This is a genomic window from Bacillus sp. 7884-1, assembly GCF_002272245.1.
In the GTDB taxonomy this organism is placed as follows: Bacteria; Bacillota; Bacilli; order Bacillales; family Cytobacillaceae; genus Neobacillus.
In genome coordinates this window covers 1-11,974 of sequence record NZ_NPDD01000278.1, presented here as the reverse complement: position 1 = coordinate 11,974, position 11,974 = coordinate 1, and the positions used below count along the sequence as shown (strand labels likewise).

The window sequence follows — 11,974 nt, the reverse complement described above, 5'->3', positions numbered from 1 at the left end:
GAAGAACTGGAAAATAAATGCAAGTTAAAAATCTGCTTGGGGATTATTTACCTTCATAATAGATTTTTCCACTATATACTGATACCCATAAATAATAATTGCTAATGACACACATATAAAATACCAAATAGTATGATTCAACTTTTTAAATTTAAATACTCCTACCTTTTCCCATATTTGACCAAACGGATAAGCACAAATAGCATCTATTACCATATTTGTAATTAAATATTTGAAAAAATTTCCGTATGTTAGTTTAAATACCCATAGTGTGGCTACAAAAAAAGGACCTAATATATATGTAAAATCTACAAAACCGGGAGATATAGGATTTTTATTTACCCACCATTTTTTCTTATTAGCAATTACACTTAACACACTTAAGAATAAATTAACAAAACTTGCTACAGGTAAAAACCTAAAAAATGATTTTTTCCCCATGAAAGGAACAGTTAGCCAAGGAACGATTAACATCGCTAAAGCAAATGTCTTTTTATTAACCATATATATCAACTTCTTTCTGATATGTTTTTTATAACATTCCTATAATTAAATCTTATTATTATTTTTTCTTGTTAATCAATCCTGCTTTGTTAGTACACAAGAAAAAAAGACCGCAGCAGCGATCCCCCTTCTAACAAGTCGAGTAGAAGTGAGCCTTTCTACCTTGCGGTAAATTGTACTCCCCCCCTCACAGAACCGTATTTTTTTCTTATTATGTACAAAAAAGATTGTTATATTAGTTCAAACTTCTTACTGTAGAAGCAAAAAGTTTGGTATGATATCGAAATTGCCAAAAAACATTCTACAACAAACCTGCACCGTTGCTTCAATAAGAAAAAGCGACCTTCGTTATTGAAGCATCGCTACCCGTTAGTGTAAGTACAATCCTTCACAATGTCCAATTATGTTTTGATGAGGGAAGGGGAGCTACAATATTCCCTTCACTCCATTCAGCTACAGGCTTTATGATTTGATTTACACTATAATTGAAATCAAAAAGAGCGTTGAGATTTCTCAAAGACTATTAAATAAGGTCAAACTCTGCTCCATCAGGATATAAAACGAAATATTCTTCATCTTCGGGATTTAAATAAGCAATTTTTGCACCCTGTAGTAAATTATTATTTTTAAGTTCCTCTATTATTGTTCTTGAAGCCTTTTCAGCATCTACGACATAGTTGAAAATATTAGCTGTGCCACTGCCAATATCACCACCATCACACGAACCATTCCCTGTCCAACCTAAACATTCATTCATTAGGTCTTCAACGGAGTGCCTAAGTTCCTGTGCTGTTTGCATTTCATCTTCATTGTAGCTGTATTGAACCACTAGCTCGATTAATTCGTCCTCTTCTAGATAATCAAAACCTTCGTTAACTTTTTCTTCAGCTAGTTCATCCATTACTTTTTCTGCCCTTTTAAACATCGGCAATTTCACTTCTTCTGTTTCACCAGTCTCCCCAACAGTACCGTAATGGATCATTAAGGTTCTACCATCTTGCCAAACTTCCCAATAAATAGTTTCGTCTTCCTCTTGCTTAATTAATTTAATCAAATAAACACCGCCATAACTAAATAATTTTTTCTCTGTAATAATACAAATTCAACATCAAATGAAGTATTCCTTCTTTCACTAAACTGCTTCGTTACTTCAAAAAGGTTCAACAAAAAAAGCGTTTATCCTTCTTGGATCAACGCCCCCTTTAGTTTAAGTGTAATTGTTCACAATGTTACTTTATTATAGAATAAACACAAGTGTCTGTTAGTTTTTTACCATCAGCGGATAAATCATCATTTCTTAAAGTACCTTCTAATACAAACCCAAGTTTTTCTGGGATAGCACGACTTTTAAGGTTTGTTGATTCACACCTTATTCCAATTCTTCTAAATTTAATATCATTTAATCCAAAATTAACCAATTCTTTTACAGCTTCTGTCATATATCCATTACCGCTATATTTTGTATTAATCCAGTACCCAATTTCACATTTTGGAATGTCCCAGTCAATCCCATGGAGGCTCGTAGTTCCAATAAAGTCAGTGCCACCTTTATCAAAGATAAGAAAACGAAAACTTTCTCTCTTTAAAAAATTTATATGAGCATTCCTTAACATTATCTCTGTTTCTTCAACAGTGGGAGGTTCCTGGAAAAGTGACAACCACGATTTTAATTCATAAAAGGAATCTCCAATTGCTTGGTGCACAATTTCTCCGTCACCAGCTTGTAGTGGTGCTCGAAGCATTAGCCTTTCTGTTTCTAATATTAAAGGTACATCTAACAACAATGGGTTCATTTGATTTTCCCTCTCTCTGAACTTTTAAAATTAATAATGAAAAGCAGATAGCAATTTTCTCATTATACCCCCTGTTTTTTGAATATTCATATTATTCTACCACAAAAGTCCCTATAAAATATACTTCCTGTTGAACTAAACTGCTCCGTTACTTTAATAAGAATTGGAGCTATATTATTTTTTTAGATAGTTTATTAAAAAATCTCTATCTTCAGGGAATGTTAAATCTAAGGTCTTTATTTCATCTGAGGATTTCCAAGCAATATCATATATTAAATTATCAGGGTCTTGTATTTTTCTCTCTCCGCAGATTACCTTAACTAAAAAATAGTGAGCTTCAAAAGATATATTAAGTCCTTCATAAATACCTTTTTTCACCTTTATCTCTTTAACTACTTCAACAATATATCCCGTCTCTTCCTCAATTTCTCTAATACAACATTCTTCAAAAGTTTCGTTGTTTTCTTTTCCTCCTGATGGGAAAGACCACGTTTTTTTCTCTTCAGGCTTTCCTTGTAAAACCATTAGCAATTCATTATTTTCATTTATACATATACCTGACGAACCAAACCATTTTTGCATATTTATATAAACTCCTTTTTTATTTAAAAACCATTTTATTAATAATTTTCTTTGTTCTCATTAAAAATCCTTCTTCAACTAAACTGCTCTTTAGCTAAAGAAGAAAAAAGGGAACGCCGCAGCGTCCCCATCTTTAACTCATTAGCCTAATAAGAAACAGTTACAATAACAGAAGCTTCTATTACCCCTAAAAAAAGATGAATGAGCAAAAGCGCAATGAATTCTTATTAATTTACCTATATAAAAACTTCTTAAATGATTAGAAAACAAAACTATTTATCCAACAATGGAAACTTGTCCAAACAAAGTCAAATTTCCTCCCATTCGAGAGGGGCTTATCTCCTATTTGTCATTGTATAAGGCAAATCCATCACCTTTAAATACTAATTCCTTTTCTTTGGGCTCTTCGGATAGCATATGTTTTAATCTCAATCTGTAATAGGGTCCAAAAACTATCTTGGTGCACTTTATCAAATATTCTCCCCTAACTTGGCCAATCTAATAATTCATCAACAACACCAAATGTCAACCAATTTAATTTATAGGTTGACATAAATTAATAATCAATTATAAAATGAAAATTGGAAATAACAGTTTTAAATATTTAATATTATAATTGGAGATGATTTATGAAAATTTTACACATTACATATGTTGCCTTATTTGTTGCTATTATGGGTGCTCTTGGCGTAGTTCCACCGATTAATCTATCCTTTACTCCTGTTCCGATTACACTGCAAACCTTAGGAGTTCTTTTAGCTGGTGGAGTTCTTGGAGCGAGATTGGGTGTATGGAGCATGTCCGTTTTCTTATTGGTTGTAGCAGCAGGAGTGCCTTTATTGTCTGGCGGACGCGGTGGTTTAAGTGTATTCGTGGGGCCAAGCGCAGGTTATTTGCTAGCTTACCCGCTGACAGCTTTTGCGGTGGGCTATCTAATCTCCCGTTATCACACATTAAAGCTGCATAATATTTTAATGGTTAATCTTACAGTCGGAATTTTTCTCATCTACTTATTAGGAGTTCCTGTCCAAGCATTTATGATGCATATACCAGTTCTTGAAGCTGCTAAGCTATGCCTTGTCTATATACCAGGAGACATAATCAAGGCCACTATTGCATCCATTTTAGTGTTTAGAATAAAAAAATCTCCAGTGATTCGACGTCAATTAACAAAAGCTAGCTGAGACACAGTATTTGTGTCTCTTTTTTTCTAAAATCACTCTTTAAGGAAGGAGCACATACGTGACTGCTATTATAGAATTCTATCAAGAACATGCTAACGATTTCCCTGACAAAATTGCGATCCAAACCCTATCTGAAAAAATGACCTATCGAACCTGGTCGGAACGAGTCAATCAGACAGCCAACTGGCTTCATTCTCTTTCCCTTCCGTATCATACTGTCGGTATTCTTCTGCCAAATGGGATCCCGTTTCTTCAGCTCTTTACAGGGGCTTCAGCTGCCGGCTGGACAGCGGTTCCATTAGATTTAAAATGGAACCGTGCTGAATTAACAGCCCGTTTAGGCCTTGCTAACCCTTCTATCATCATTACTACAAATGAATTACATAATGAAGTAGTAGAATTCCATACAAATGTCTGGAGTTGGGAGGATTGTCTTTCAGAAATACTTCAATTTCCTACAATCCGTCCCAATTTGGAATTAAGTCATCTTCCTTTTTATATGGGATTCACTTCTGGTACAACCGGTAAACCAAAGGCGTTTATTCGCAGCCAAACTTCATGGGCAGCAAGCTTCGATTGTTCACGTCTTGATTTTCATATTACTAAGGAGGATACAGTTTTAATTCCCGGAAGCTTGGTTCACTCCCACTTTTTATATGGAGTCATCAGCACCTTGTCGATAGGTGGAACAGTACACTTATTAGAGAAATTTTCTTCTGTCCAAACCGTTTCGCTCATTGATGCCGAGCCGATTACCGTTCTTTATGTCGTACCGACAATGGTGGCAGCACTTCTAAAAGAAAGTCGCCAAATCCGAAAGAAGATAAAATTCCTTTCCTCTGGAGCCAAATGGGAGGTACATTCTAAAACAGAAATACGCAAGCTTTTTCCAAATTTAGAAATGTACGAGTTTTACGGAGCAAGTGAGCTTAGTTTTGTTTCTGTTCTTTCGGATGAAGACTCCAAACGGAAGCCAAATTCGGTTGGGAAGCCTTGTCATAATGTGGAGGTACAAGTACGTCTACTAGATGGAAGCTTGGCAGGAGCAAATGAACATGGGAAAATTTACGTTCGAAGCTGCTTAATTTTTGCTGGTTATCTTGATGAACGCGGCGATATTAAACCCTTTCAGCAGGATGCAAATGGCTGGATGACTGTAGATGATATGGGTTACCTGGACGAAGAAGGTTACCTCTACATTTCCGGACGCGAGAAGAACATGATCATCTATGGCGGCATTAATATTTTTCCCGAAGAGATTGAAAGAGTTCTTGCTTTTCATCCACTTGTCGATGAGGTGGCTGTGATTGGGTTATACGATTCCTATTGGGGGCAAGTCGTGACGGCTGTCGTAAAAGGCAATGCTACTCAAAAAGAATTGAAAAAATTATGCCGAGAACATTTATCCTCCTTTAAAATACCACGAAAATGGGTTTTTGTTGAGGAACTCCCCCATACTTTGAGCGGAAAAATAGCTAGGGCTGGGGTAAAACAATTATTGGAAGGGATGGTGACCAGCCATTAAGCGGGCGGTAATCGTTAATGCCAAACGTTCTCCTATCGGCAAAAAGAATGGAATCCTCAAGGATTACGCAGTACATGAATTAGCTTCCCCCCTAATACGACAGCTTTCAGTGGATTTTGAAGGAATAGTGGATGATGTCATTTTAGGAAATGTCACAGGTCCTGGTGGAAATGTAGCCAGATTGTCGGCCTTAGAAGCAGGTCTTTCCCTCTCTGTACCAGGGGTCACGCTCGACCGCCAGTGCAGTGCTGGTCTCGAGGCGATTCGAATGGCTTGTTATCTGATACAAGGAGGAGCAGGCCACTGCTATCTTGCAGGCGGAGTGGAAAGTACGAGTGCTTCTCTGATTCCAGCTAAAGCAAGATTTTCCCCCGATTTTATCGGTGACCCTGATATGGGCAAAGCAGCCGAGTATGTAGCACAAAAATACGGAATCTCAAAAGACGCACAGGATAGATATGCTCTTCTTAGCTACGAACGGAGCTGGGAAGCCTATGAACAAGGTCATTTTGAAAAGGAAATCATTCCGTTTGGTTACATTGACCATGATGAAGAATTTTTTAAAAAACGGAACATGACGGCTCTACTTAAACGAGCAAAACCGATTTTTACAAATGAAAACGGCACGGTAACGGCAGCAAATAGTTGCGCCATCAATGATGGAGCTGCTGTTGTAACGGTTATGGAAGAGGAATTGGCATTAAGCCTGGGTTTGCTGCCCGTTCTTCGCTTTATAGACAGCCAGGTGGCTGGCGTCCATCCAAATTATCCTGGTGCTGCTCCTATACCGGCAATTAAAAAGCTTTTGGAACGAAACAATCTAAGAATTGAAGAAATTGATTTGATCGAGATAAACGAAGCCTTTGCCTCAAAAATAGTGGGTTGTTCTCAAGAGCTTTCCATCCCATATGAAAAGTTAAATGTGTCAGGAGGAGCGCTTACCATCGGACATCCTTACGGGGCATCCGGTGCGGTTTTAGTGAACAGGCTTTTTTACGAGGTACAACGGAAGAAAAATGTAAAATACGTCCTGGCAGCAATCGGAAGCGGCGGCGGTATAGGCGTAGCCGTATTGTTTGAGACAATGGTGAATTAATTGAAAAAGTAGAGAAACAAATAAAAAGGAAGCGAGATGGCTTCCTTTTTATTTAACCTCATTAAGTAAATAAAAGTTATGTGTTTGTAAAAGGCATACAAATGGATAAATTTCTCTTTATTGATTCTTCAATAAATCGTCGTAAAATATTTCGTGAATTGTTTGCAGCTCTTCTATTTCATTTAAAAAGTTTGTAAAGGAATGTACTTAAAGTAACAGGTGCTTGAATTTAAAAGGGTTGCATTAAGTTAATGGAAAAGCAACCAATGCTAGAGAAGGATCCTCCATAGCCTCCTTGCACCCGTAAGACTGTGAAGGGATATGATTCACCAATCATTGTCTCTACTCTATTACCCTGTCCATTACTTGAAGAAGGAAAAAGGCTTTTTCCCCATAGAAGTAAGTACCTGTTAGTTTTATAATATAGGAACTTTCTAATGTTCAATTACAATTTCTCCTTCACCAATTGGTGCTTCAAAACCTCTAAGGAAGGAGGTTATAATTTCTTCTGTGATAGTAAAGGCAGCATTTGCATCAAAACGTTGACTTCGTATCTTAAGTCGTTTACGCAAAACATTAGGATGAACTTTCAAATAAATTAGTTTCCACTTACCGCCAGCCTCTTCAATAAGCTGTTTATATTGGTTTCTTCTTGAACGTTGCCAAAAACTGAAGTCAACTACCACCCGTTGTTTATCCTGAATTAACTTAACCAGTTGTTTATCCTGAATTAACTTAACCAGTTGATTCCGCAATTTTCTTTCTGCATCTTCTTTGTATTTCTCATACTTTTCAACCGGGAGATCAATCCCATAACGACCGTTAGTAGCCCAAATTTCTTCATCAATTGAAAGACGTACAAAACCTTCCTTTTCTAACTGTTGCGCAAATGTAGTTTTTCCTGAACCTGCTACACCACACATCATTACCACTAAAGGGGTAAAATTATCTCGTTCACGATAAATCAGGTCATCTAAATTAAATTTTTCAAACATCAGTATAATCCCCCCTAATTTTCAGCTGTAAACGAGTTCCATAATAATACTATTACAAACTATATAATTACTTTATAGGCTTATTCAACAAAATGGCCCAATACACGAAAAGACGCGTTCCTCAATAAACGCGCCCAATTGCTTAAGATCATTATTAGTAAATGATCACCTAAAATTCCAATAGGGAACTTTGATTAAAGTTTCCGTTAGCGAAATCACCTAGGGATTTGATAGTTCTATAATCTTCCCTTGAAAAACAGCTAATGATATCCTAGAGTCCTCACTTTGCAAAACTCTCTGGATTTCTTTTAATGGAATTCTCAACTTTCCTAAGATCAAAATTTGTTCCATCCTTTTCAACGAACATTGATCATAGGTACGAAAAGCATACCCCTTCTTCTTCAAGCTCTTTAGCAATCCGATTTGCTCATATATCTGAGTGTTCTTGTTGAGATTTGATGGTTTTTTGTAACCTCGCTGATTGTATGTAGCTCCATGTTTTCCTCCTTTCGATTACCAGCTTAAATAACGACACGACGTCAAAGGCAAGCGGTATAAAGTAACTATTAGAGTAGAAACGTAGAACTGTCCCTTTGATCTTTTTCAGACTTTTAACAGAAGTTTATCCAATTCACGTACTTGATCATATGCTTTTAATAGATATTCAGGAACCAGTGTTCTTCCATATTCCCAAGAATTCACTTCGATTTCTGCTAAAAGCTGTTCCTTTTCTTCTTCTTTACCATAAATGAGAGTCTTTAAAACTCGTGTATTTTTCCTAAATTCTAAATAATAACCGAGCTGATGATAAAGAATAATTTTCACAAAGTTTTCATCTGTTTCTTTAATTTTAAAGTTAATTTTAGCGTTATATCCGTTAATTTGTATGTAGTTAAACTTTATCGTATTTGTCGATACGTTATAACTCATCGGTGCAGTGAGTTTATCACTGAATTCAACATTTATATTTAGTTTGAGCTCTTGTAATGTATTTTTAATTATCTTCTCAATATTCCATATATATAGCATTTTTCTTTACCCTTCCTAAAAAAACATTTTCGACAATCGCAAGACAACCTTATCTTGCTTCAATTTAATATATCCTCACCAATAAGTTGTTTTAATCTATATTGAAGCATTTTATCTTTTTTAGTAATTTTTGAACAATACCTTTAAAATCACTATTAAAAATTTCTAATTCCTACTGTCATGCAACTTCAACTTCAATGAATTAAATACATAAACAAAGCAAATATTAACTTGTCATATTTGTTTTAACATTATAATACGCTGCATAATGTAACAAGAGCCATTTATCATAAATTGTTATTGAGCTGTACTTTTACCCAATTGCAATTATTTCAAATTTTCAAATATTACTCAATCTCTTAATTCCACTAAACATGAAAAAAACACGCTCAATAAAGAACGTGCTCACCCAGAATTTTCATTTCAATTATTCTGTTAAAAGTATTTGCTATAGAAATCGTGTATCAGCTTTTGAATCAAGAGATAATCTGCCTGGACGAGCATTGTGCCTAGGCAGGGTTGCCTTCTTGCAAAAAGAAGTCGAGAATTATGATGTATAAACTCAAGCACCCTTTACTTTAAGTACAATCCTTCACAATCTCATTTATTAACATAAATATTGGCTTTACTAAAAAATTAATATGGTTTAGGTTGATAAAAATAGTTGGGCTTTATAATTTCATTCTTTTATGGTTTGTGAAAAATATGTGTTGTAGCTGGTGCTAAGGGTGGAATGAGCCAAGTCCAATCGCCTGAAACTGATCTTCCAATCTCCATTTCTTTTTCTTCAAATTTTTTAAACTGTTGAGCAGCCGTATGATGGTCTACTATACTAACCCCATCTTCCTTAAAAGAATGTAAGACTGCTGCATTCAATTCTAAGAGTGCCCTATCCTTCCATAAAGATATATTACTTTTAATATCCAATTCCATTAAATTTCCAATTTGAGGAAGCATATTATACCGCAATTCATCTGCTAAGTTTCGACCCCCTATTTCTGTGCCCATATACCAGCCATTAAAGGGAGCCGCCGAATAGGTAATGCCACCAATTTCAAGAATCATATCTGAAATAATTGGTACTGCATACCATTTTAAGTTTAAATCTTCAAACCATTTGTAATGAGGATGACGAATTGGAACATCAAGAAGATGTATTTCTGGAATCTCGACTAATTTTGGATGATTCTCATTAATTTGAATAACTAAGGGTAAGACATCAAATTTTCCAAACTTCGGTTCCCATCCTAGATTTATACAGGTCTCTGTAAAGGATACGGAGTGTGGATCCCCTAAAACACCTTGTTCAGTTTTATAACCTGCATAGCGAACCAGTTGGTGATTCCATATTCGTACCGTTTTATTAGGAGCTTTCTGTGAAAAAATTGTAATTGTAGGGCGTATACGACCCTTATTAGTTGCATATTCGATGTGCTCAAATAAAGCTTCAATAATTTCCTCTTCAGTATTTAAGGTCCTCTTATCGATAACGGTTAAATGATCCCAAAATAATCTTCCTATACAACGATTACTATTACGCCAAGCCACTTTTGCCCCATATTCAAGTTCCACCGCTGTGTCTTAGTATCTGTTGATTAATTTCATTCAATCTATTTTCTAGTTCCTGCTCAGTTTTATTTAATTCCCTATAACAAGAACGAATAAATTCCTTTGCTTCCTTAAGTAAATCGTTAATCAAAATAAATCCTCCTATGATAAATTATGTTCTAATAATATCATAGTGGATTTGAATAATAACAAACCCTATTTATTGTAAAAAATCATCATTACCATATAACACCAATCAGATACACTATTTTTAACTAACCTGCACCCTTAGCTCAATAAAAACAGCAGCCAGAAATGTCAGCTGGATCTTCAACTCTTGCACACATAAATTGAACAAGTAGCTTGTCTTATGATGCATAATTGCCTCGACTTCGTTCTATATTTTTAATAATTGAATCTCTATATATTATTTATCATATTAAATATTAGACAGTCATTTTTAATAAGGAGGTGGTTGCTAAATGTTAATTAAAATTTTCCATAAAGCAAATCGGTCCACTCAAGTAGCACTGTTGACAGGTTCTATACTGTTACTAATTGGCGGGGTCTTAAAATTTGTCTTCTAAATTTTGACCAGACAATTTAGTCTGGTTTTTTATTGAATGAATACCTTTTTCTACGCAAATTCAGTCAAAATACGGCATTATAAGAGATAGGGCTTTTCAGATCTCTTCTTACACTAACCTGTCCGTTAGCAAAATAAGAAAGGCTACCTCAATGGCAGCCGTGATCTTTCATCCTAGCACTCCGTTAGATTAAGAACAAAATGTGATTTACTTGACTAGACTTCCCATAAAAAGTTCTGTTAACTCTTCAACACTTTTGACAATATATTTAGGGTTAGAATGACTTAGTTCATCAAATGATCCATACCCATAAGTTACTCCAATAGAGTCTATTCCAGTATTATTTGCACCAATAATATCGTGTTTCCTGTCACCAATCATAATAAAGTTATCTAGCTTATACTCATTGTATTTATCTAGTATGTATTGAATAATTTCAGTTTTTGATGTTCTTGTTCCATCAAGATTACTTCCGACAACAAGGTCAAAGTACTGGTCAATATTAAAATACTTTAGTATTTTCTCAGAAAATACAGTAGGCTTTGAAGTTGCAACAACTAAAGTAAATTGTTGTTCTTTTAACGACTTTAATAGTAATGAAATATTTGAATATAACTCATTCTCAAACATTCCCTTCTCCTTAAACCTTTCCCTATAAAAATCAATTGATTTTTGTATGTTTTCATCATCAAAGTTGTAATGTTCAGCAAATGAAACTTGTAGTGGTGGACCAATAAAACATTCAAGTTTATCAATATCTGGTTCAACAATGTCCATCTTTTGTAATGCATATTGAACCGATTTAGTGATACCTACTTTTGGATCTGAAAGTGTTCCGTCTAAATCAAATAAAATTACCTTGTATTTGTCCATATTAAACTCCTTTCTAGTATCTAGGATTATTCTTATTTTACTCGTTTTGCAAACGGATGATTTTCTTTAAACTGAATTAAATCCCATAAATTTCCGTATAAATCCTTAAATACTGCAACCGTACCATATTCTTGGTCTTTAGGTTCTCTTACAAACTCAATACCTTTCGAAGTCATTTCGTTATAGTCTCTACAGAAATCATCTGTTCCTAAAAAGAGAAAAACTCTCCCTCCTGCTTGGTTACCTATAAAAGACTCC

Annotated in this window: 11 protein-coding genes and 2 pseudogenes; 4 read left to right on the top strand and 9 right to left on the bottom strand. The window is 35.1% G+C overall.

Annotation, left to right across the window (positions count from 1 at the left end):
* Positions 1-24 precede the first annotated feature (24 nt).
* The 4 genes from CHI06_RS27775 to CHI06_RS27760 form a co-directional block, all read right to left on the bottom strand.
* On the bottom strand, positions 25-504 hold the full coding sequence (locus CHI06_RS27775) for a hypothetical protein (protein WP_095251871.1): 480 nt from the start codon (positions 502-504) through the stop codon (positions 25-27).
* A gap of 523 nt (positions 505-1,027) precedes the next feature.
* A complete protein-coding gene (locus CHI06_RS27770; protein WP_095251870.1) occupies positions 1,028-1,558 on the bottom strand; it encodes a hypothetical protein in 531 nt (176 codons plus the stop codon).
* Positions 1,559-1,733: 175 nt separating this feature from the next.
* Positions 1,734-2,297 (bottom strand): GNAT family N-acetyltransferase, encoded by a 564-nt coding sequence (locus CHI06_RS27765; RefSeq protein ID WP_095251869.1) that lies wholly within the window; start codon positions 2,295-2,297, stop codon positions 1,734-1,736.
* Positions 2,298-2,471: 174 nt separating this feature from the next.
* Positions 2,472-2,879, bottom strand: a complete 408-nt coding sequence (locus CHI06_RS27760; protein WP_095251868.1) for an NUDIX hydrolase — start codon at positions 2,877-2,879, stop codon at positions 2,472-2,474.
* A 629-nt stretch (positions 2,880-3,508) separates the two neighbouring features.
* Between CHI06_RS27760 and CHI06_RS27755 the strand changes: the two genes are divergently transcribed.
* From CHI06_RS27755 to CHI06_RS27745, 3 genes are read left to right on the top strand one after another with little or no spacing between them, the layout of a single operon-like run.
* A complete protein-coding gene (locus CHI06_RS27755; RefSeq protein ID WP_095251867.1) occupies positions 3,509-4,063 on the top strand; it encodes a biotin transporter BioY in 555 nt (184 codons plus the stop codon).
* Positions 4,064-4,121: 58 nt separating this feature from the next.
* Positions 4,122-5,588 carry an AMP-binding protein gene (locus CHI06_RS27750; RefSeq protein ID WP_142301040.1) on the top strand — a complete coding sequence of 489 codons (1,467 nt, stop codon included), beginning with the start codon at positions 4,122-4,124 and terminating at the stop codon, positions 5,586-5,588.
* Positions 5,584-6,684 (top strand): acetyl-CoA C-acyltransferase, encoded by a 1,101-nt coding sequence (locus tag CHI06_RS27745; protein ID WP_095251866.1) that lies wholly within the window; start codon positions 5,584-5,586, stop codon positions 6,682-6,684. Before CHI06_RS27750 ends, CHI06_RS27745 begins: the two co-directional genes overlap by 5 nt.
* 434 nt (positions 6,685-7,118) lie before the next feature.
* Here CHI06_RS27745 and CHI06_RS27735 read toward each other — a convergent pair whose 3' ends face one another.
* The gene (locus CHI06_RS27735) at positions 7,119-7,679 is read right to left on the bottom strand and encodes an AAA family ATPase (protein WP_095251864.1); all 561 of its coding nucleotides are present in this window, start codon (positions 7,677-7,679) and stop codon (positions 7,119-7,121) included.
* A 603-nt stretch (positions 7,680-8,282) separates the two neighbouring features.
* On the bottom strand, positions 8,283-8,708 hold the full coding sequence (locus tag CHI06_RS27730) for a hypothetical protein (protein ID WP_095251863.1): 426 nt from the start codon (positions 8,706-8,708) through the stop codon (positions 8,283-8,285).
* A gap of 467 nt (positions 8,709-9,175) precedes the next feature.
* Here CHI06_RS27730 and CHI06_RS29540 point away from each other — a divergent pair.
* Positions 9,176-9,259 (top strand): annotated as a pseudogene (locus tag CHI06_RS29540) (DUF1259 domain-containing protein); the annotation flags it as partial.
* A 136-nt stretch (positions 9,260-9,395) separates the two neighbouring features.
* Here the strand turns inward: CHI06_RS29540 and CHI06_RS27725 are convergent.
* From CHI06_RS27725 to CHI06_RS27715, 3 genes and pseudogenes are all read right to left on the bottom strand, one after another.
* Positions 9,396-10,407: pseudogene (locus tag CHI06_RS27725) on the bottom strand (nitric oxide synthase oxygenase).
* 643 nt (positions 10,408-11,050) lie between these two features.
* A complete protein-coding gene (locus CHI06_RS27720; protein WP_095251862.1) occupies positions 11,051-11,716 on the bottom strand; it encodes an HAD family hydrolase in 666 nt (221 codons plus the stop codon).
* Positions 11,717-11,748: 32 nt separating this feature from the next.
* A partial coding sequence (locus tag CHI06_RS27715; RefSeq protein WP_179292812.1) for a VOC family protein occupies positions 11,749-11,974 on the bottom strand: 226 nt, incomplete at its 5' end.